This window comes from Streptomyces sp. NPDC046303, from assembly GCF_055588085.1.
Genome location: NZ_JBVJFA010000064.1, coordinates 1 through 20,172 on the forward strand (window position 1 = coordinate 1; position 20,172 = coordinate 20,172).

Below are 20,172 nucleotides of genomic sequence, written 5' to 3' on the forward strand. Positions count from 1 at the left end.
CGGGCTTTCGTTCTGTTCTTGCGTTTCCGACTCTATCAGACTCTTTCGGGCCCGATTTCCTCGGTGCTTTCCAGGTCCAGACGCTTTCGCGCTTTCCCTTTTCGGCGATTCCGACTCTATCAGATCCTTTCGGGCCTGACCCCCGGTCAGCGGGGTTTGCGTTCCGGGCTGTTGGGCCCTTCCGGCGAGTGAGACAGTAGCGGATTCCTTGCCCCCGAACCTAATCGGCGGCGGCGTCCTCGGACGCGGATTCCTCATTCGCAAATACGCATGAAAACGAGACGACAAAGTGAGTCGTTCGTTCGAATGTGTAGTGCGGGATGGCTGTCCGGGGACCGACCGGGGTCGGCGCTCACTTCGGACAACTCGAAGAACCTTACGGATCGGGCACACCTGTGTCAACTCTGGGCTGACCGGCCCCGCGTGGTGCGCGAACTTCACCCCGCCTTCATCCCGTTCCGTCTACCCTGGGTCCATGACTACGCATGCGCTCACGCTCAACCTCCGTTGGTGGGCCGCCTGACGGCGGCCGACTGCAACGCGAGTACGCATGCGCTCACGGCCGCCGCTTCGGCGGCCGTTTTGTTTTCTCCCCTCCCGGGAGTGGCTCGGTCGCCGGACGCGGCGGCTCCGACACCACTCACACAAGGGAGAGCAGGGACATGACGAGGATCTTCAGCGGGGTCAAGCCGACCGGGCATCTGACGCTGGGGAACTACCTGGGGGCCGTACGCCAGTGGGTCGCCGCCGACCAGGAGCCGGACGAGGCGCTGTTCTGTGTCGTCGACCTGCACGCGCTGACCGTCGAACACGATCCGGCGCGCGTGCGGCGGCTCAGCCGGCAGGCGGCGACGCTGCTGCTCGCCGCCGGACTGGACCCGCAGCGGTGCACGTTGTTCGTGCAGAGCCATGTCGACGAGCACACGCGGCTCGCGTACCTGCTGGAGTGCACCGCCACCGACGGTGAACTGCGCCGGATGATCCAGTACAAGGAGAAGGCGGCGAAGGCACAGGCCTCCGGGGAAGGCGTACGACTGTCGCTGCTCACCTATCCCGTGCTGATGGCCGCCGACATCCTCGCCTACCGGACCGACGAGGTGCCCGTGGGTGAGGACCAGCGGCAGCACGTCGAGCTGACCCGTGATCTGGCCGTCCGCTTCAATCAGCGGTACGGGCACACGTTCACGGTGCCCAAGGCCACGCATCCGGCGGTGGCCGCCCGGGTCATGGACCTCCAGGAGCCGACCTCCAAGATGGGCAAGTCCGAGGCGAACGGCACCGGGATCGTCTACCTGCTCGACGAGCCGGAGGTCGTGCGCAAGAAGGTGATGCGGGCGGTCACCGACTCCGGGAACGACGGCGTGGCCTACGACCGGGAGGCGCGGCCCGGCGTCGCGAACCTGCTGGACATCCTGGCGGCCTGTACGGGCGGGGATCCCGTGCGGCTCGCCGAGGGCTACAGCGGGTACGGCGCGCTTAAGCGGGACGTCGCCGACGCCGTGGTCGAGCTGCTGCGGCCGGTGCGGGAGCGGCACGCGGAGCTGGCGGCCGATCCGGCCGAGGTGGACAAGGTGCTGCGGGAGGGTGCGGGACGGGCCCGGGAGCTGGCGCGGCCGGTGGTCGACCGGGCGTACCAGGCCATCGGGCTGCTCGCGCCGTGAAGGAATGAGGGGTACGGGTACTGGTACGGGTACGGGCCTCCGTCAGGGCGGGGGTCCGTACCCGGTGCGCGCGGCTCAGCTGTTGCCGGAGGCCAGCTCGCGGCTGCGGTCGCGGGCCGCTTCGAGGGCGGCGATCAGGGCGGCGCGTACGCCGTGCCGCTCGAGCTCGACGATCGCGTTGATCGTCGTACCGGCCGGGGAGGTGACGGCCTCGCGGAGCTTGACCGGGTGCTCGCCGCTGTCGCGGAGCATCACGGCGGCGCCGATGGCGGCCTGCACGATCAGGTCGTGGGCCTGGGCGCGGGGCAGGCCCAGGAGGATTCCCGCGTCGGTCATGGCCTCCACGAGGAAGTAGAAGTACGCCGGTCCGGAGCCGGAGAGGGCGGTGGCGGCGTCCTGCTGGGACTCGGGGACGCGCAGGGTCTTGCCGACGCCGCCGAAGATCTCCTCGGTGTGGACGAGGTGCGCGGCGGTCGCGTGGCTGCCGGCCGAGATGACGGACATGGCCTCGTCGACGAGGGCGGGGGTGTTCGTCATGACGCGGACCACGGGGGTGCCGGGGGCGAGCCGCTCCTCGAAGAAGGAGGTCGGGATGCCGGCGGCGCCGCTGATGACCAGGCGGTCGGCGGGGACGTGCGGGGCCAGCTCCTCGAGGAGCTTGCCCATGTCCTGCGGCTTGACGGTGAGGATCAGGGTGTCGGCGCGCTTGGCGGCCTCGGCGTTGCTGACGGCCTCGACGCCGTAGCGGGCGCGGAGCTCCTCGGCGCGTTCCGCGCGGCGGGCGGTGACGAGGAGCTTCGAGGCGGGCCAGCCGCCGCGGATCATCCCGCTGAGCAGAGCCTCGCCGATCTTGCCGGTACCGAGGACCGCGACTGTCTGGGTCATGCCCGATTCACCTCGCCGAACGCGCTGCGTAGTTACTGCGTACGGGATCATCCTTGCACTCGGGGCGGGGGGCCGGGCGGTGTGTCCGGTCCGTGGGCGCCGACCGGTTGCGGCTACGGGGTCCGGCGGCGGAGGGTGGCCGCGCCGAGGGCGAGGACGAGCAGGGCGCAGGCGGCGACGATGACGGTGTCGCGGACGAAGTCGGCGGTCATGTCGGTGTGGGTCAGGACCTGGGTCATGCCGTCGACCGCGTACGACATGGGCAGGACGTTCGAGAGGGCTTCGAGCACGGGGTGCATGGTGTCGCGGGCCGCGAAGAGGCCGCACAGCAGCAGCTGGGGGAAGATCACCGCCGGCATGAACTGGACGGCCTGGAACTCGGAGGCCGCGAAGGCCGAGACGAAGAGGCCGAGTGCGGTGCCCAGGAGCGCGTCGAGCAGGGCGACGAGGAGAAGGAGCCAGGGGGAGCCGACGACGTCGAGGCCCAGGAGCCACAGGGCGAGGGCGGTGGCCAGGAGCGACTGGACGACGGCGACGGCTCCGAAGGCGAGGGCGTAGCCGGCGATGAGGTCGCCCTTGCCGAGCGGCATGGCGAGGAGGCGTTCCAGAGTTCCGGAGGTGCGCTCGCGCAGCGTGGCGATGGAGGTCACCAGGAACATGGTGATGAGGGGGAAGATCCCGAGGAGCGACGCGCCGATGCTGTCGAAGGTGCGCGGGCTGCCGTCGAAGACGAAGCGGAGCAGCGTCAGCATCAGGACGGGGACCAGCAGCATCAGCGCGATGGAGCGCGGATCGTGGCTGAGCTGGCGCAGGACGCGGGCGGCGGTGGCGGCGGTCCGGGCACCGTTCATTGCGGTCGTGGCAGTCATCGCTGCGCCTCCGGGGCTGCGTCGGCATGGGTGGTTGCGTGGGCGTTGGCCTCGTCGACGAGGCGGAGGAAGCCTTCCTCGACGGTGGCGGAGCCGGTACGGGCGCGCAGGGCGTCGGGGGTGCCGTGGGCGAGGATGCGGCCCTCGCGCATGAGGAGCAGGTCGTGGCAGCGCTCGGCCTCGTCCATGACGTGGGAGGAGACGAGGATCGTGGCGCCGCGGGTGCGGGTGATCTCGTGGAAGAGGTTCCAGAGGTCGCGGCGCAGGACGGGGTCGAGGCCGACGGTGGGTTCGTCGAGGACGAGGAGCTCGGGGGTGCCGAGCAGGGCGACGGCGAGGGAGACGCGGCTGCGCTGGCCGCCGGAGAGGTTGCCGGCGAGGACGTCGGTGTGGGTGGTGAGGTCGACGTCGGTGACGGCCCGCCGTACGGCGGCGGCGCGGCGGTCGGCGGCGGCGCGGCCCGGATCGAGGACCGCGGCGAAGTAGTCGAGGTTCTGGCGGACGGTGAGGTCGTCGTAGACGGAGGGCGCCTGGGTGACGTAGCCGATGCGGGAGCGGAGCTCGGGGTGGCCGGCGGGGCGGCCGAGGACCTCGAGGGTGCCGGTCACGTGGGCCTGGGTGCCGACGACGGCGCGCATGAGGGTGGACTTTCCGCAGCCGGAGGGGCCGAGGAGGCCGGTGATGCGGCCGCGGGGGACGTCGAAGCCGATGCCGTCGAGGACGGTGCGCGGGGAGCGGCCCGTGCCGCGGCGGACGGTCAGGCCGGCGGCGTGCACGGCGGCGGCCCCGGCTCCCGGAGGCGGGTTATTCATCATGTGATGAATAATGCTCCTGGCTGTGCCGGGCGTCAATCGGCCGGAGGTTGCGGGGTGGCGCGCTACTTCTTGCGCTTGGGGCGGCGCGCGGCCGGGTTGCCGCTACGGGTGGTGCGGCGGCGGGCGAATTCGGCCACGGCACGCGCGTGCTCGGCGCGGCGGAGCTTCTCGCCCGGGGCCTCGACGAGGCAGCGGAGGAAGTACGCGATGAGGGAGCCGATGAAACCGATCGCCTTCAGGCCCTTGAGTGCGGCCTCGTCGGAGGAGGGGGCCGGGCGGCGGCTGAAGGAATCCCAGGTCTTGGCGAAGGCGATGGAGCTGCACACCGCGAAGAGGACGACGACGGAGATGCTGAGGAAGGGGCCGACGTTCCCGATCTCCAGGCCCTCGTAGGAGAGCCGGAGCAGGAGCGCGGCGGCGACGGCGGTGACCAGGGAGCCGATGGCGACGCCGGCGCGGCGCAGGGCGTAGCCGCCGTCGTGGTGGACCCAGGTGGTGCCGAAGAACCGGATCGGCTCGGGCTCGGGTCCCACGGGGGCCAGGCCCGGGGCCGGGGCCTGCTCGGCGGGGGCGTGGTCTCGCTGGTCGTCGCTCACATCAGCGATTATCCCCCGCCGGGCGGGCCGGGCCGGTTGTGTCTCACGTGTCAGACGGGCGGTGCGCGGCTAGCCGCAGTGTGCGGCGACGTAGCCGTCGCTGCCGGTCTTCACGTACGCGTCGGACACGAACTGGCCGTTGCCGACGCAGTCCCACAGGTTCGTGGTGCCGTACGGGCCGGAGACCGTGGTCCCCGCGCACTGGCAGCGGATCGTCACCCAGGCTCCGAGCGGCAGGACGCCGACGACGGGGTACCCGGTGCCCGGGCCGCTGCGCACGTTGAGCTGGACGCCGGGCGCGACCGGGTAGGACTTGTACCCGGACCCTGCGGCAAGGGTCTGGACCTCGTTCGTTTCGTTCTCAACCGCCATCGAAAATCTCCCCCTCGAGCATGACGCTCTGCAACTCGCGCAGGGTAGCAGGCCCTTACCGCTTCATATGCGCCATCGACTAGGCTCCGGCGGGGGTGGTCGGCAGTGCATCCACTGCGCGCGGAACGGGCCGGTTTTCCGGAGTACGCCGGGCAGTACCGGCTGGAATCCGTCCTGGGTTCCGGTGGCATGGGAGTGGTTCATCTGGCCACCTCCGCATCCGGGCTGCGGCTCGCGGTCAAGGTCGTCCACGCGCAGCACGCGGCGGATCCGGAGTTCCGGGCCAGGTTCCGGCAGGAGGTCGCGGCCGCCCGCCGGGTGAGCGGCGCGTTCACCGCGCCCGTCGTGGACGCGGACCCCGATGCCGAGCGGCCGTGGATGGCCACCCTGTTCATCGACGCCCCCACGCTCGCCGAGCAGGTACGGGAACAGACCCTGGGCCCCGGAGCACTGGCCAGGCTCGGCGCCGGACTGGCCGAGGCGCTGCGGGACATCCACCGGGCCGGTGTCGTGCACCGGGACCTCAAGCCGAGCAACGTCCTGATGGCCCCGGACGGGGTGCGGGTCATCGACTTCGGGATCTCCCGGCCCGCCGACAGCGACCTGCGGACCGAGACCGGGAAGCTGATCGGGACACCGCCGTTCATGGCGCCCGAGCAGTTCCAGCGGCCGCGGGAGGTCGGGCCGGCGGCGGACGTGTTCGCGATGGGGGCCGTACTCGTCCACGCGGCGACCGGGCGCGGGCCGTTCGACTCCGACAGCCACTACCTCGTCGCGTACCAGGTGGTGCACAGCGAGCCGGACCTGACCGGGGTGCCGTCCTCCCTGACGCCCGTCATCTCGCGCTGCCTCGCCAAGGACCCCGCCGACCGGCCCACGCCCGACGCCCTGCTCGCAGAGCTGCGGGCGGCCGCGTATCCGACGGGCGAGGAGACCCGCGCCTTCATCCCCCAGCCCCGGCGGCCGCTGTCGCCGCAGCCCCCGGCCGCCGCCGATGACGTCACGCACCGGCGCGTACGCGCCCCCGAAACCCCGCGGGCGGGGCGGCGGCCGCGGCGCCTCGCCCCGGCGCTCGCCCTCGCGCTGCTGCTGACGGGCGGAGCCGCCGGCGCGTACGCGCAGTTCTCGGACGGCGAGGACCGCGAGGACCGCAAGGGCCGCGAGGGCCGCGAGGACCCGGCGGGGCACACGGCACCGCACGCGCCCGGCTCGGCCGCGGAACCGGCGGCGCCCACCCCGTGGTCGGCCCCGCTGGGCGACCGCGGTCCCGGCAACACGGTGTCCGCGTGCGCCGCGGCGGCCGGAGCCCTGTACTGCTCGACGCCGGGCCTCGTCGCGGCCCGGCTGCACCCGGCCGACGGTTCCCTCGTCTGGTCGGTGCCCGCACCGGGTGCGGGAGCCCGTACGGCCGGCGCCACCGCCATCGCTCCCGCATCGGGCGGCGGACTCGTACTCGCCGTGACCCCCGGCAGCGGGCTGCTCCAGGCGCTGGATCCGGCCACGGGCGTACCGAAGTGGAAGAAGGACATCGCGCCGAACGCGACCGTGCTGCCCGCCGGCTCGAAGGTGCTGGCCGCCGCGGCTGACGGGACGGTCACGGCGCTCGACGCGGCCACCGGCCAGGTGAGCTGGAGCAAGCGCCTGGGCCGGGTGGGGTCGGTGTGGCTCACGGGTCCCGGCCCGACGGGCGACGGCCCGGACCTGTACGTGGCCACGCGCGCCGACGACGGCACGTCCTCGCAGGTCTCGGCGGTCGATCCGGTCGGCGGCACGGTGCGCTGGCAGGTCCGCGCGCCGGGGCTGCTCAAGCCGGTCGGGGCCGCACAGGGCGGGCTCCACCTGCTGGCCGGCGACCTGCAGGGGATGTCGGTCGCGGTCGTGCGCATCGACCTCGCCACGCGGGCGGTACGGCGCACCCCGCTGTCGGTGGAACAGCTGCAGGCCGAGGCGGCCGTCGGACCGGACGGGGTCGTGTACCTGATCGGCATCTCGGGGGCGCTGACGGCGGTCGCGGGCGAGAAGGAGGCGTGGCGGCTGGAGACGGCCGTGGCCGCGGCGTCCCGGCCGGTCGTCGGCGACGGGCGGCTGTACCTGATGGCGGCCGACGGCCGGCTGATCGCGGTCGACGCGCGGGCCGGGCGGCTGATCGGGCAGACGGACCCCCGGATGGGCACGGGCCAGGGTACCTACACGGCCACCGTCCCCGCGCCCGTGGTCGCCGACGGGCGGGTGTTCGGGAGCGCGCCCGACGGGTCCGTGTTCGCGGTGGACGCGGCGGACCCCGCCGGCTGGTGAAGCGGCCGGCGGGGTCCGGGGCGTCGGGTCGGCCGGTGTGGCCGGGTCGACCGGTGTGGCCGGGTCGACCGGTGTGGCCGGGTCAGCCCAGGCGGGACACGTCGCGGACGGCGCCCTTGTCGGCGCTGGTGGCCATCGCCGCGTAGGCGCGCAGGGCCGCGGAGACCTGGCGCTCGCGGTTCTTCGGCGCGTAGACACCGCCGAGGGCCTCGTGGCGGGCGGCGAGGGTGGCCTCGTCGACCAGGAGCTCGATGGACCGGTTCGGGATGTCGATCCGGATCCGGTCGCCGTCCTCGACGACCGCGATGGTGCCGCCCGAGGCCGCCTCCGGGGAGGCGTGGCCGATGGACAGGCCCGAGGTGCCGCCGGAGAAGCGGCCGTCGGTCACCAGGGCGCAGACCTTGCCGAGGCCGCGGCCCTTGAGGAAGGAGGTCGGGTAGAGCATCTCCTGCATGCCGGGGCCGCCGCGCGGGCCCTCGTAGCGGATGACGACGACGTCGCCCGCCTTGATCTCCTTGCGCAGGATCTTGTCAACGGCCTCGTCCTGCGACTCGCAGACGACCGCCGGGCCCTCGAACGTCCAGATCGACTCGTCGACGCCGGCCGTCTTCACGACGCAGCCGTCGACCGCGAGGTTGCCCTTGAGGACGGCGAGGCCGCCGTCCTTGGAGTACGCGTGCTGCACCGAGCGGATGCAGCCGCCCTCGGCATCGAGGTCGAGGGTCTCCCAGCGCTCGGACTGGGAGAAGGCGGTGGCGGAGCGCTTGCAGCCGGGGGCCGCGTGCCACAGCTCCATGGCCTCGGGGGACGCGGTGCCGGAGCGGGCGTCCCACTCGGCCAGCCAGTCCTCCAGGTTGGCGGAGTGCACGGAGGTGACGTCCTTGTTCAGGAGTCCGCCGCGGTGCAGTTCGCCCAGGATGGCGGGGATGCCGCCGGCCCGGTGGATGTCCTCCATGTAGTACGTGCCGCCGGGCGCCACGTTCGGAGCGACCTTCGACAGGCACGGGACGCGGCGCGAGACCGCGTCGATGTCCTTGAGGTCGTAGTCCAGGCCCGCCTCCTGCGCCGCCGCGAGCAGGTGCAGGATCGTGTTGGTCGAGCCGCCCATCGCGATGTCGAGGGCCATGGCGTTCTCGAAGGCCTGGCGGGTGGCGATGTTGCGGGGCAGGACGGACGCGTCGTCCTGCTCGTAGTACCGCTTGGTGATCTCGACGACCGTGCGGCCGGCGTTCTCGTACAGGGCGCGGCGGGCGGTGTGCGTGGCGAGGACCGAGCCGTTGCCGGGGAGGGCCAGGCCGATGGCCTCGGCGAGGCAGTTCATCGAGTTGGCGGTGAACATGCCCGAACACGAGCCGCAGGTCGGGCAGGCGTTCTCCTCGATGCGCAGGACGTCCTCGTCGGAGACGTTCTCGTTGGAGGCGTCGACCATGGCGTCGATCAGGTCGAGCTTGCGGACGGTGCCGTCGACCAGCGTGGCCTGGCCGGCCTCCATCGGGCCGCCGGAGACGAACACGACCGGGATGTTGAGGCGCATCGCGGCCATCAGCATCCCCGGCGTGATCTTGTCGCAGTTGGAGATGCAGATCAGCGCGTCGGCGCAGTGCGCCTCGACCATGTACTCCACGCTGTCCGCGATCAGGTCGCGGGAGGGCAGGGAGTAGAGCATGCCGGCGTGGCCCATCGCGATGCCGTCGTCGACCGCGATGGTGTTGAACTCACGCGGGATCGCGCCGGCCGCGCGGATGGCGTCGGAGACGATCCGGCCGACCGGGGCCAGGTGGGTGTGGCCGGGGACGAACTCGGTGAAGGAGTTGGCGACCGCGATGATCGGCTTCCCGATGTCCTCGCTCGCTACGCCCGACGCACGCATAAGGGCGCGTGCGCCCGCCATGTTGCGGCCGTGGGTGACGGTGCGGGACCTCAGCTCGGGCATCGGGTTCACTCCCCATGAGTGCGGCCGGCCTTGGGAGCGCGGCCACGACTGTAGATATGAATCAGTTACGAGGCTACGCCCCTGGACCGCGATTCGGACAGAAGGTCCGCATGCCGGGACGGAGGGCTCATTCCTCGGTCAGGTAGCGCTGGAGGGTGGGCGCCACCAGGGCCACGATCGCTTCGGGGTCGGCGGACGCGAGGGGCTCGACCTGGACCACGTACCGCAGGATCGCGATGCCGACCATGTGGGAGGCGGCGAGCTCGGCGCGGAAGGTCGGGTCGGGCACGTCGAGGTCGGCGGCCACCCGCTCCAGGACGCGGCGCAGGACGATGCGGCGCAGCACCGCGGCCGCCGCGTCGTGGGTCAGCGCGGACCGGATGACGGCCAGCAGCGGAGCCCGGGTGACCGGGTTCTCCCAGATCCCCAGGAAGTAGCGGGCGAGCCGTTCCCCGATGCCGTCGGGCCCCTCGCCGAGGATCGCCGGGACCACCAGCGCCGGCTCCATGCTCAGCTCGATGGCGGCGGCGAAGAGGTCGTCCTTGCTGCCGAAGTAGTGGTGGACCAGCGCCGGGTCCACACCGGCGGCCTTGGCGACACCGCGTACGGAGGTCTTGTCGTAGCCGCGCGCGGCGAACTCGGAGCGGGCGGCGAGGCGGATGCGCTCCTGGGTGCCGGGGCCTTCCTCGGCCTCGTCCTGGCGGGGCCGGCCGGGGCCGCGGCGGCGCTTCACGGGCTCGGTCACGGGCGCCGGGCCCCGTCGCGCGGCGCGGACGCGGTGGCGAGGTGCAGGCGGGTGAAGGCCAGCGCCTCGGCGAGGTCGGCCTCGCGTTCCGCGGAGGACATGGCCCGCCGGGTGTTGACCTCGATCACCACGTGCCCGTCGAAGGAGGTACGGGCGAGGCGCTCGAGCAGCTCGGCGCAGGGCTGCGTACCGCGGCCCGGGACGAGGTGCTCGTCCTTCGCCGATCCGTTTCCGTCGGCGAGGTGGACGTGCGCGAGCCGCTCGCCCATCCGGTCGATCATCGCGGTGGCGTCGGTACGGGCGGTCGCGGTGTGCGACAGGTCGACGGTGTAGTGCCGGTAGTCGTCCTTGGTCACGTCCCACTCGGGGGCGTACGCCAGCATCTCGCGGTCGCGGTAGCGCCAGGGGTACATGTTCTCGACGGCGAACCGGACGTCGGTCTCGTCCGCCATCCGCCAGATCCCGGTGACGAAGTCCCGCGCGTACTGGCGCTGCCAGCGGAACGGCGGGTGCACGACCACGGTGGACGCGCCGAGCCGCTCGGCCGCCGCCCGGGCCCGCTGGAGCTTGGTCCAGGGGTCGGTGGACCACACCCGCTGGGTGATCAGCAGGCACGGCGCGTGGATGGCGAGGATCGGCACCTGGTGGTGGTCGGACAGCCGGCGCAGGGCGTCGACGTCCTGGCTGACCGGGTCCGTCCAGACCATGACCTCGACGCCGTCGTAGCCGAGGCGCGCGGCGATCTCGAAGGCGGTCGCCGTGGTCTCCGGATAGACGGAGGCGGTGGACAGGGCGACTTTCGCGGTCGGGACACGGACTGGTTCTGCCACGGACACAGGGTACGGGCCCGCAGCCCTCCCGGGTGGGCCCGGGTGCCCCGGGCCGGGCGAGGCGCCGCCCTGCGCCTCAGCCCACGCCCCGGCGGACCCGCACGGCGACGGTGTACAGCTCCCGGGTCAGGTCGTGCGCGCCGATGCCGAGCTCGCCGAGGACCGTGCGGACGTCGTCGAGGCCTGCGGCCAGGTCCTTCTCCTCCACCAGGGTCTCCAGCTCCAGGAACGTCCCGTCCAACTCGGAGACGCGGACCAGGGTGGCGAGCATCCGCCGGCCTCGCGCCTCGAAGGCGTAGTTCCGGCACCGCTTCTCGAACGCGATGACCGGCACGTACCCGAGACCGCGCAGCGTCGCATGCAGCGCCTCGGCGTCCTCCACGCGGGTCTCGTGCTCGGGCTTCGACCCGGACTCCTCGTCCACCCGGGCGCCCTTGTACGTGAGCACGGTGCGAGTCTCGTCCAGCCCGTGTACGGTCCGCACCCGCAGCTCCTGGTCCCGGCGCTCCAGCCCTCCGTCCGGAGTGTCGTAGTAGGTGTCCTGGTAGACCTCGGACCGCCCCACGGCCCGCTCGTCCAACCGCCGCAGCACCTCCTCCGGCGCACGCACCCGCGCCTTCAGCTCCGCTTCGATCATCCGCCCGTCCCCTCTCAGACCGTTCGTTCGGCGCCCGCGGCCGAGCGACCGTGGGCGGCTTGCGCCCGCCGATGCCGGTCTGATCGCCGCCAGATCACCCCAGCCGCGCAGCGATGCGGCGCGCCCACCGCTCCCCGCGGGCTTGTGCGCACTCTCTGGTGCGGGTTGGGCCCCGGACGGCCGCCGGACGCTGAGAAAAGAGGAGCGCGTAGCGATCTGGCGCGCAGGCAGCGCCTCGGCTTCGGTTTTCGGCTGGCCCGGGCGGGGTGCGCCACCCGTGGTCAGGCCCTGGATCGCTGATGTCCCTGGCTGGTCATCGTGAACCAGTGGACCGTTCTTTTGGGGGCTTCCCGACAGTCCTTGGCTTTCCGGGGCGGGACGGCCTGTCAAGGGTGGAGCGCAGCGACATCGCGAAGCGACGCGACCGAAGGGAGCGCCCTTGACAGGCCGGCCCGCCCCGGAGAGACAGTGGGACTGACGGGAAACCCCCAAACCCTCCCTGATCGGGATGGTGGGGATCAGGCCCCCCGAAGCCCCCACCCACCTGCCCGACCTGCCCGAGCGAGATGTGGCCGGCCCCTGACCGACCGGCATACAACCGGGCGAAGCTCCGTACCCTCAGCCGTTGCCCGTCGGGAGGTGGTCCAGTCTGCGCAGGATGACGCCCTCGCGCAGGGCCCACGGGCAGATCTCGAGCTCGTCGACGCCGAAGAGGTCCATCGCGCCCTCGGCGACCACCGCTCCCGCCAGCAGCTGGTTCGCCCGGCCCTCCGAGACGCCCGGGAGGGCCGCCCGCTGGGCCGTGGTCATCGCGGCCAGCCGCGGGACCCACTCCTCCAGCGACTTGCGGGTCAGGTCGCGCTGCACGTAGAGGCCGTCCGCCGAGCGGGCCGCGCCCGCGATGCGGGCCAGCTGCTTGAACGTCTTCGACGTCGCCACCACGTGGTCGGGGGTCCCGAAGCGGCTGAACTCCCTGACCGTGCGCGCGATCTCCGCCCGTACGTGGCGGCGCAGGGCGCGGATGTCCAGCGCGTCGGGCGGGTCGCCCGGCAGCCAGCCCGATGTCAGCCGGCCGGCGCCCAGCGGGAGGGAGACGGCCGCGTCCGGGTCCTCGTCGATGCCGTACGCGATCTCCAGCGAGCCGCCGCCGATGTCGAGGACCAGCAGCTTTCCGGCCGACCAGCCGAACCAGCGGCGCGCGGCCAGGAAAGTCAGCCGCGCCTCGTCCTCACCGCTCAGGACGGGCAGGTCGACTCCGGTCTCGGCCTTGATCCGGGCCAGCACCGCGTCCGCGTTCGTGGCCTCTCGGACGGCGCTGGTCGCGAAGGGCAGTACGTCCTCGCAGCCCTTGTCCTCGGCGGCCTGCACCGCGTCGGCGATCACCGAGACGAGGCGCTCGACGCCCTCGGGAGTGACCGCGCCGTCCCCGTCGAGGAGCTCCGCCAGCCGCAGTTCCACCTTGTGCGAGTGCGCCGGCTGCGGGCGCGCGCCGGGGTGCGCGTCCACCACCAGCAGGTGGACCGTGTTCGAACCCACATCAAGGACACCGAGTCTCATAGGGGGAAACGCTACTGCGACGAACGCTTATGGGTGACGCGGGGGGCGCTTACGCTTGGGTTTGTGCCAAATACGAAGAAGGCCAACAAGACCAAGCCCGCGTCCGGCGAGAAGGCCGGAAACAAGGCCGCCAGGGCGAAGGCCGACGAGGCGAAGGCCGCCAAGGCGAAGGGCGGCGGGGCGAAGGCCGACGAGAAGGGGCTGGACTTTCCCCGGGCCTGGGTGGAGTTCCCCGATCCCGCTGACGACGAGCAGGTCTTCCGCTGCGACCTGACCTGGCTCACCTCGCGCTGGACCTGCATCTTCGGCAGCGGCTGCCAGGGCATCCAGGCGGGCCGGGCGTCCGACGGCTGCTGCACGCTCGGCGCGCACTTCTCCGACGAGGACGACGAGAAGCGCGTCGCCCAGCACGTGGCCAGGCTGACGCCCGAGCTGTGGCAGTTCCACGACGTGGGCAGCGAGACCGGGTGGACGCAGCACGATGACGACGGGGAGAAGCAGACCCGCCGCTGGGACGGCGCGTGCATCTTCCTGAACCGGCCGGGGTTCCCCGCCGGGGCCGGCTGTTCGCTGCACATCCTGGCGCTGAAGAGTGGCCAGGAGCCGCTGGAGACGAAGCCGGACGTGTGCTGGCAGTTGCCGATCCGCCGTACCTACGACTGGATCGAGCGGCCCGACGACACCCGCGTGCTCCAGGTGTCGATCGGCGAGTACGACCGGCGCGGCTGGGGCCCGGGCGGCCACGACCTGCACTGGTGGTGCACGTCGGCGACCTCCGCGCACGGCGCCGGGGAGCCGGTGTACGTGTCGTACCGCCCCGAGCTGACGGAGCTGATGGGCAAGGAGGCGTACGAGGAGCTGGTGAAGCTGTGCGAGGCGCGGCTCGCCTCCCTGCTGCCGATGGCCCCGCACCCGGCCGACCCGCAGCCGCCCGCCTAAGCCGACCCGACCCGCAGCCGCCCGCCTAAGCCGACCCGACCCGCAGCCGCAGCCGCAGCCGCCCGCCCAGTCCGGCCCGCCGCCGCCCGCCTGGTGTGGAGGCCGGACTAGGACGACGAAGCCGACGGCCCCGGGCCGGGCTGGGGGTCCGGGTCGGGGGAAACCGTTCCTCCTGGCGTCGGGGTCGGGGTGGGCGTCGGCGTCGGAGTGGTCGGCGTGGGGGTCGGGGTCGGCGTCGGGGTGGGCGTGGGTGTCGGCGTCGGCGTGGGTGTCGGGGCCGGGGTCGACGGCGGCTCCGGGGTCGGGGCCGGGCGCCCGCGGCCCTGGATGGAGACGACCGCGCCGCCGGGATCCACCCCGACCCGGGCCGTCCAGGCCCCCACCGGCTGGGCCGCGGTGTCCACGGTGATCCACAGGGTGACCGATTCTCCGGGGGCCAGCGTGCCCGCGGTACGGCTCGCGTGGAGCCAGGGCGCGTCGGACCAGAGCCGCCAGTCCACCGGGGCGCCGCCGGCCGCGGTGAGGGTGAGCAGCGTGGTCGCTCCGCTGGAGGACGCGGCGACGGTGAGGCGGCCGCGGGTACCGGCCCGGTCGGCAGCCGGCGGGGGCCCGGTGCTGATCACCTCGACCGACACGTCGGGCTCGGAGCTGCCGGGGGCGAAGCCGGGACTGCCGGTGGCGGAGGTGGTGTTCCCGGTGTTCTCGTAGGCGGTCAGCGGGCGGCCGCCGATGTGCGGCGCCGTCGGGAGGTCGGACTCGGTCGTCGAGATGCGGGTGGCGGTGTCCCCGCCGACGGGTTCGCCGGTGTCGGGGGCGCCCCGGTAGGCCGCCCACAGGGCCAGGACCGGCGCGGCGACGACGGTGGCGACCACGGTGGTGGTCACCGCCCGGGCCCGCATCCGGTCGCGGCGGGCCGCCCGGTCCTTGGGGTCCATCGGGAAGCCGGTGCGGTCGAAGCGCGGGGCGGGCCGCCGGCCCCGGCCGCCGGAGCGGAGCATCGCGGCGTGGACGGCGGTGCGGGGGGCGGGGACGAGCGGGAGGGCGGCGGTGTCGAGGCCGCCGGAGCCGGGCCAGGGCGCGCCGGCGCCCACGCGTTCGGCGACGCGGCGGCAGCGCGGACAGTCGTCGACGTGGCGTACGAGCTCGGCGCGCAGCGTCGTCGACAGCAGGACCTGCCCGTCGCCGGTGAGCCGGGAGACGCTGGAGCAGCTGCCGGTCTCCACGACGGCGAGGGCGGTGCGGGTGCGCTCCACCTCGCAGGCGGCGCCGGACAGCAGCTCCCGGGCGGCCGCCGCGGGCGTGCCGAGGACGGCGGCCAGTTCGCTGACGCCGAGGCGGTGGCGGACGGCGAGTTCCAGGGCCTCGCGCTGCTCGGGCGTGGTGCCGGCGGCCTCCGGCCAGGCGAGCCGGGCCAGCTCGGTACGGCGGTAGGCGCTCACGTCAAGCGTGCGGCGGGCGCCGCCGGAGGGGTCGCCGTCCGTATTACCCTCCGCGTTCCCCTGACCCGGCGCGTAACCGGCGTACGCGTGCTCCGGCGCACGCCGGGCGCAGTGCGCTCCCTGCCGTGTGCGCCTCTGCTCCGCCAGCCGTTGCAGGCAGCCCCAGCGCGCCAGGGCGTAGAGCCAGGCCCGCCGGTCCCCCTCGTCGGGGCAGCGGCCGGGATGCCGTTCGGCCACGGCGAGTACGCCGCCCAGCACGTCGGTGGCCGTGTCGTGGTCGCACAGGACCGACAGGCAGTACGTGAACAGGCCGTCCAGGTAGGGCTCGTGCCGGAAGGGCGGCGGCGGCTCCTGCTCGAAGGGCGTGCGCCCGTGCGCCCGGTGTGCGCCGGAGCGTGACGAGGAGTGTGCCTGGCTGCTGCTGTTCACCTGGCGACCGTAGGCGGAGTGCCGGGTGACCCCCGGAAGCCTTCCCCGGATTTAGCCCTTACGGGTGAACAGATCGGTGGGGCACTGACCGCGCGGTTGCCGGTGGCGGTGCCGGCGCTGTCGGCGCTGTCAGTGCCTGCGGCTACGGTGAGCGGCATGGCTGCCCGTACTGCTCGTTCATCCGCCAAGGACCGGCCGTCCTACCGCTGTACCGAGTGCGGCTGGACGACCGCGAAGTGGCTCGGGCGGTGTCCCGAGTGCCAGGCGTGGGGCACCGTCGAGGAGATGGGCGCGCCCGCCGTGCGGACGACCGCCGCGGGCCGGGTGTCGACCGCCGCGGTGCCGATCGGGCAGGTCGACGGCCGGACGGCGACCGCGCGCAGCACCGGCGTGGACGAGCTGGACCGGGTCCTCGGCGGCGGGCTCGTGCCCGGCGCCGTGGTGCTGCTCGCGGGGGAGCCCGGCGTCGGCAAGTCGACGCTGCTGCTCGACGTCGCGGCGAAGGCGTCCAACGGCGACCACCGCACGCTGTACGTCACCGGCGAGGAGTCGGCGAGCCAGGTACGGCTGCGCGCCGACCGGATCAACGCGCTGAGCGACCACCTCTACCTGGCGGCCGAGACCGACCTGTCGGCCGTACTGGGGCACCTGGACGCGGTGAAGCCCTCCCTCCTCATCCTGGACTCCGTGCAGACCGTGGCCTCCCCCGAGATCGACGGTGCGCCCGGCGGCATGGCCCAGGTCCGCGAGGTCGCCGGGGCCCTGATCCGCGCCTCCAAGGAGCGCGGGATGTCCACGCTCCTCGTCGGGCACGTGACCAAGGACGGGGCCATCGCCGGTCCGCGCCTCCTGGAGCACCTGGTCGACGTGGTGCTCAGCTTCGAGGGCGACCGGCACGCCCGGCTGCGGCTGGTGCGCGGCATCAAGAACCGGTACGGGGCCACCGACGAGGTGGGCTGCTTCGAGCTGCACGACGAGGGGATCACCGGCCTCGCCGACCCGAGCGGGCTGTTCCTGACCCGGCGCGCCGAGGCGGTGCCCGGGACCTGTCTGACGGTGACCCTGGAGGGCAAGCGTCCGCTGGTCGCCGAGGTGCAGGCGCTGACCGTGGACTCGCAGATCCCCTCCCCCCGGCGCACCACCTCGGGCCTGGAGACCTCGCGCGTCTCGATGATGCTGGCGGTGCTGGAGCAGCGCGGCCGGATCACCGCGCTGGGCAAGCGCGACATCTACAGCGCGACCGTGGGCGGGGTGAAGCTGACCGAGCCGGCCGCCGACCTGGCGATCGCGCTGGCCCTGGCCTCCGCCGCCAGCGACGTCCCGCTCCCGAAGAACCTCGTGGCGATCGGGGAGGTCGGTCTGGCCGGCGAGGTGCGGCGGGTGACCGGTGTACAGCGGCGGCTCGCGGAGGCGCACCGGCTCGGCTTCACGCACGCCCTGGTGCCGGCGGACCCGGGCAAGGTCCCGGCCGGGATGAAGGTGACCGAGGTCGCCGACATGGGCGACGCACTACGGGTCCTGCCGCGCGGGCGGTCCCGTACTCCGGCCGCGGAGCGGGCCGGGTCCTAGGGCAGCACGGGCCGGTCAGGGGTCCGCGCAGGGTTCGGGGCGGGCGTACCCGGGCAAGCCACGGCTGGGCCGCAGCGCACGCCGGTAGACTTCGGGATGGTCCGCCCGGCCGTACGCAGGCGGCGCAACCCGCGACCGGAGGAGTGCAGTGGCAGCCAAGGACGGGGCAGCAGCATCCGGCAAGTCGGGCGCGAGCTCCAAGCAGGAGGCCATGATGCGCGCCTCGCTGAGTGCGGTCGCACCTGGTCAGCCGCTGCGTGACGGCCTGGAACGGATCGTCCGCGGCAACACCGGCGGGCTCATCGTCCTCGGCATGGACAAGACGGTCGAGTCGATGTGCACGGGCGGCTTCGTCCTGGACGTGGAGTTCACGGCGACCCGGCTGCGCGAGCTGTGCAAGCTCGACGGCGCGCTGATCCTGGACAAGGACATCACCAAGATCCTGCGGGCCGGTGTGCAGCTGGTGCCGGACGCGTCGATCCCGACGGAGGAGACGGGCACCCGGCACCGGACCGCGGACCGCGTCTCCAAGCAGTGCGGTTTCCCGGTCGTCTCGGTGTCGCAGTCGATGCGGCTGATCGCCCTGTACGTGGACGGGGAGCGGCGCGTCCTGGAGGAGTCCGGGGCGATCCTGTCGCGGGCGAACCAGGCGCTGGCCACCCTCGAGCGGTACAAGCTGCGCCTCGACGAGGTGGCGGGCACGCTGTCGGCCCTGGAGATCGAGGACCTGGTCACGGTCCGTGACGTGACCGCGGTCGCGCAGCGGCTGGAAATGGTCCGCCGGATCGCCACCGAGATCGCCGAGTACGTCGTCGAGCTGGGCACGGACGGCCGGCTGCTCTCGCTCCAGCTGGACGAGCTGACCGTCGGGATCGAGCAGGAGCGCGAGCTGGTGATCCGGGACTACGTGCCGGAGCCGACGGCGAAGCGTTCCCGCACGGTGGAGGAGGCGCTGCCGGCGCTGGACGCGCTGACGCATCCGGAGCTGCTGGAGCTGGCGATCGTGGCGAAGGCCCTGGGGTACACCGGGTCGCCGGAGACCCTGGACTCGGCGGTGTCGCCCCGCGGGTACCGGCTGCTGGCGAAGGTTCCCCGGCTGCCGGGCGCCATCATCGAGCGGCTCGTGGAGCACTTCGGGGGCCTGCAGAAGCTGCTGGCCGCGAGCGTGGACGACCTGCAGACGGTGGACGGCGTGGGCGAGGCCCGTGCGCGCAGCGTCCGCGAGGGCCTTTCGCGGCTCGCCGAATCCTCGATCCTCGAGCGGTACGTCTAGGAGTGCCGCACGGCTAGGACGTGCCGCCGAGCACCAGTTCGGCGGTCCACTCCTCGCCCGGCTTGCCTCCGTTGCTGCTGAGGGTGCCCGAGTAGACGCCGTCCACGCTCAGTTTCTCGCGGGGCGAGGTGGACTGGAGGACGTCGCACACGTCGGCCACCGAGGTCACGGGCTCGCCCTTGACCGCGTTGATCACGTCGCCCGCCCCGAGGTTCGCCTTGGCGGCCGGGGACTGCGGGGCGACGGACAGGGCGATCACCCCGTCGATGCCCTTCTTCTGGAAGGCGGCGAAGGCCTTGTCGTCCTGGCCGCCGATCTCCTCGAAGGTGGCGGGCAGGCTCGGGTCCGACATGTCGAGGAGCCACCATCCGGGGTCGTTCTTGGTGTCGCCCGCGGCCAGTCCGGCGAGCTTGGGCTCCGCGTGGTCGCTGCTGATCGCATAGAACTGCCCCGATACGCCCTCTTCCGCGTAGCCGAGGGTGTTGATGCCGACGACTTCGCCCTTGGCGTTGAGCAGGGGGCCGCCGGAGTTGCCCGGGTTGACGGTCGCGGAGTGCTGGATCAAGGAGGGGTAGTTCGGAAGTGACGTGAGGGGCGTGGAGCCCACCTGCGGCGTCTGTACGGCGCCGGAGGTGAAGGCGACGGCCTGTTTGGCATCGGTGTCGCCCAGGGATGCCGGATAGCCGAGCGCCATGACGGTGTCGGCCGTCTCGACGTCCTCGCTCTTGCCGAACTTCAACTCCTTCAGATCCTCCTGGGGAGACGTGATCTTGAGTACGGCGAGGTCCTCGCAGGGGTCGCTGCCGAGCACCCGCACGGGGGTCGGCGGCCGGTCCCCGATGACCGCCTTCAGGGCGGCCTCTCCCTGGATGACGTGCGCGTTGGTGACGATGAGCCCCTCGTCGGCGTCGTAGACGAAGCCGGTGCCGGAGCCGTACTTCCCGACGACGTGCACCGTGGCCGGGGCGGCCTTCTCGTAGACCTCTCGCGGTGAGGGATCATCCGCGCGCGCCACCGCGGGGCTCCAGGCGGTGATGACCGCGGCCAGCACGCCTGCGGCCACCCCTGTGACTCTCGCACTCATACGGCCCCCTTCGACTGGGGCGGCCAGGCCCCGCCCCTGGAACCGGTGCCGGCCGGGAACGATCGCTGTGATTTCAGCGTAGTCCCGCAGGGCCGTGCTGTCCTGGAGGGGAGATCGGGCCCCGGGAGCCGGGGCCGGGGCCGGGCCGGGCCTGCCCCCTAGGGGGTGTCTGACGGAGGTCCGTGGTGAAGGAGCGGTGTCCGGTGCGTGCTCTCGGCGTGCCGGCCGGATGCCCGCGTACTGG

At 72.9% G+C, this 20,172-nt stretch carries 17 protein-coding genes; 5 read left to right on the forward strand and 12 right to left on the reverse strand.

Going from position 1 to position 20,172, the window contains the following annotated elements:
• The first annotated feature begins 662 nt into the window (after positions 1-662).
• Complete coding sequence (gene trpS, locus ACZ6I1_RS33910) at positions 663-1,661, forward strand: tryptophan--tRNA ligase (RefSeq protein WP_469292867.1); 999 nt, start codon at positions 663-665, stop codon at positions 1,659-1,661.
• 75 nt (positions 1,662-1,736) lie between these two features.
• On the opposite strand, the gene proC is transcribed toward trpS, so the two are convergent.
• The 5 genes from proC to ACZ6I1_RS33935 form a co-directional block, all read right to left on the reverse strand.
• Complete coding sequence (gene proC / locus ACZ6I1_RS33915) at positions 1,737-2,546, reverse strand: pyrroline-5-carboxylate reductase (RefSeq protein ID WP_446594625.1); 810 nt, start codon at positions 2,544-2,546, stop codon at positions 1,737-1,739.
• Positions 2,547-2,659: 113 nt separating this feature from the next.
• Positions 2,660-3,415, reverse strand: coding sequence for an ABC transporter permease (locus tag ACZ6I1_RS33920; RefSeq protein WP_469292869.1), 756 nt, complete (start codon positions 3,413-3,415; stop codon positions 2,660-2,662).
• Positions 3,412-4,230 (reverse strand): ABC transporter ATP-binding protein, encoded by an 819-nt coding sequence (locus ACZ6I1_RS33925; RefSeq protein WP_469292870.1) that lies wholly within the window; start codon positions 4,228-4,230, stop codon positions 3,412-3,414. Before ACZ6I1_RS33925 ends, ACZ6I1_RS33920 begins: the two co-directional genes overlap by 4 nt.
• Positions 4,231-4,292: 62 nt before the next feature.
• A complete protein-coding gene (locus tag ACZ6I1_RS33930; RefSeq protein WP_469292871.1) occupies positions 4,293-4,826 on the reverse strand; it encodes a hypothetical protein in 534 nt (177 codons plus the stop codon).
• Between the two features lie 69 nt (positions 4,827-4,895).
• On the reverse strand, positions 4,896-5,198 hold the full coding sequence (locus tag ACZ6I1_RS33935) for a peptidase (RefSeq protein WP_469292872.1): 303 nt from the start codon (positions 5,196-5,198) through the stop codon (positions 4,896-4,898).
• A 105-nt stretch (positions 5,199-5,303) separates the two neighbouring features.
• On the opposite strand from ACZ6I1_RS33935, the gene ACZ6I1_RS33940 reads away from it, so the two are divergent.
• Complete coding sequence (locus ACZ6I1_RS33940; RefSeq protein ID WP_469292874.1) at positions 5,304-7,493, forward strand: protein kinase domain-containing protein; 2,190 nt, start codon at positions 5,304-5,306, stop codon at positions 7,491-7,493.
• A gap of 82 nt (positions 7,494-7,575) precedes the next feature.
• On the opposite strand, the gene ilvD is transcribed toward ACZ6I1_RS33940, so the two are convergent.
• The 5 genes from ilvD to ACZ6I1_RS33965 form a co-directional block, all read right to left on the reverse strand.
• Entirely contained in the window at positions 7,576-9,426 is a 1,851-nt protein-coding gene (gene ilvD, locus ACZ6I1_RS33945) for a dihydroxy-acid dehydratase (protein WP_469292876.1), read from the reverse strand.
• A gap of 127 nt (positions 9,427-9,553) precedes the next feature.
• Entirely contained in the window at positions 9,554-10,171 is a 618-nt protein-coding gene (locus tag ACZ6I1_RS33950) for a TetR/AcrR family transcriptional regulator (RefSeq protein ID WP_469292877.1), read from the reverse strand.
• The gene (locus ACZ6I1_RS33955; protein ID WP_469292879.1) at positions 10,168-11,001 is read right to left on the reverse strand and encodes a sugar phosphate isomerase/epimerase family protein; all 834 of its coding nucleotides are present in this window, start codon (positions 10,999-11,001) and stop codon (positions 10,168-10,170) included. The genes ACZ6I1_RS33950 and ACZ6I1_RS33955 overlap by 4 nt, the downstream gene beginning before the upstream one ends.
• 76 nt (positions 11,002-11,077) lie before the next feature.
• Positions 11,078-11,638: a class IV adenylate cyclase gene (gene cyaB, locus ACZ6I1_RS33960; RefSeq protein ID WP_469292881.1), complete on the reverse strand. Its 561-nt coding sequence runs from the start codon at positions 11,636-11,638 to the stop codon at positions 11,078-11,080.
• Positions 11,639-12,256: 618 nt separating this feature from the next.
• Positions 12,257-13,195 (reverse strand): Ppx/GppA family phosphatase, encoded by a 939-nt coding sequence (locus tag ACZ6I1_RS33965; RefSeq protein ID WP_469292883.1) that lies wholly within the window; start codon positions 13,193-13,195, stop codon positions 12,257-12,259.
• 63 nt (positions 13,196-13,258) lie between these two features.
• Here ACZ6I1_RS33965 and ACZ6I1_RS33970 point away from each other — a divergent pair, with 63 nt between their 5' ends.
• A complete protein-coding gene (locus ACZ6I1_RS33970; protein ID WP_469292885.1) occupies positions 13,259-14,134 on the forward strand; it encodes a DUF3109 family protein in 876 nt (291 codons plus the stop codon).
• Positions 14,135-14,241: 107 nt separating this feature from the next.
• On the opposite strand, the gene ACZ6I1_RS33975 is transcribed toward ACZ6I1_RS33970, so the two are convergent.
• On the reverse strand, positions 14,242-16,002 hold the full coding sequence (locus tag ACZ6I1_RS33975) for an RNA polymerase sigma factor (RefSeq protein WP_469292886.1): 1,761 nt from the start codon (positions 16,000-16,002) through the stop codon (positions 14,242-14,244).
• Between the two features lie 156 nt (positions 16,003-16,158).
• Here ACZ6I1_RS33975 and radA point away from each other — a divergent pair, with 156 nt between their 5' ends.
• Entirely contained in the window at positions 16,159-17,571 is a 1,413-nt protein-coding gene (radA, locus tag ACZ6I1_RS33980; RefSeq protein WP_469292887.1) for a DNA repair protein RadA, read from the forward strand.
• Between the two features lie 148 nt (positions 17,572-17,719).
• Positions 17,720-18,844 (forward strand): DNA integrity scanning diadenylate cyclase DisA, encoded by a 1,125-nt coding sequence (disA, locus tag ACZ6I1_RS33985; RefSeq protein WP_266576729.1) that lies wholly within the window; start codon positions 17,720-17,722, stop codon positions 18,842-18,844.
• 13 nt (positions 18,845-18,857) lie between these two features.
• Here disA and ACZ6I1_RS33990 read toward each other — a convergent pair whose 3' ends face one another.
• Entirely contained in the window at positions 18,858-19,928 is a 1,071-nt protein-coding gene (locus tag ACZ6I1_RS33990) for a S1C family serine protease (RefSeq protein WP_469292889.1), read from the reverse strand.
• Between the last annotated feature and the right edge of the window lie 244 nt (positions 19,929-20,172).

What these genes read in the sequence shown, in the direction of transcription:
- trpS (WP_469292867.1), top strand. Translation starts at nt 663, where the DNA reads ATGACGAGGATCTTCAGCGGGGTCAAGCCGACCGGGCATCTGACGCTG.
- proC (WP_446594625.1), bottom strand. Translation starts at nt 2,546, where the DNA reads ATGACCCAGACAGTCGCGGTCCTCGGTACCGGCAAGATCGGCGAGGCT.
- ACZ6I1_RS33920 (WP_469292869.1), bottom strand. Translation starts at nt 3,415, where the DNA reads ATGACTGCCACGACCGCAATGAACGGTGCCCGGACCGCCGCCACCGCC.
- ACZ6I1_RS33925 (WP_469292870.1), bottom strand. Translation starts at nt 4,230, where the DNA reads ATGATGAATAACCCGCCTCCGGGAGCCGGGGCCGCCGCCGTGCACGCC.
- ACZ6I1_RS33935 (WP_469292872.1), bottom strand. Translation starts at nt 5,198, where the DNA reads ATGGCGGTTGAGAACGAAACGAACGAGGTCCAGACCCTTGCCGCAGGG.
- ilvD (WP_469292876.1), bottom strand. Translation starts at nt 9,426, where the DNA reads ATGCCCGAGCTGAGGTCCCGCACCGTCACCCACGGCCGCAACATGGCG.
- cyaB (WP_469292881.1), bottom strand. Translation starts at nt 11,638, where the DNA reads ATGATCGAAGCGGAGCTGAAGGCGCGGGTGCGTGCGCCGGAGGAGGTG.
- ACZ6I1_RS33965 (WP_469292883.1), bottom strand. Translation starts at nt 13,195, where the DNA reads ATGAGACTCGGTGTCCTTGATGTGGGTTCGAACACGGTCCACCTGCTG.
- radA (WP_469292887.1), top strand. Translation starts at nt 16,159, where the DNA reads ATGGCTGCCCGTACTGCTCGTTCATCCGCCAAGGACCGGCCGTCCTAC.
- ACZ6I1_RS33990 (WP_469292889.1), bottom strand. Translation starts at nt 19,928, where the DNA reads ATGAGTGCGAGAGTCACAGGGGTGGCCGCAGGCGTGCTGGCCGCGGTC.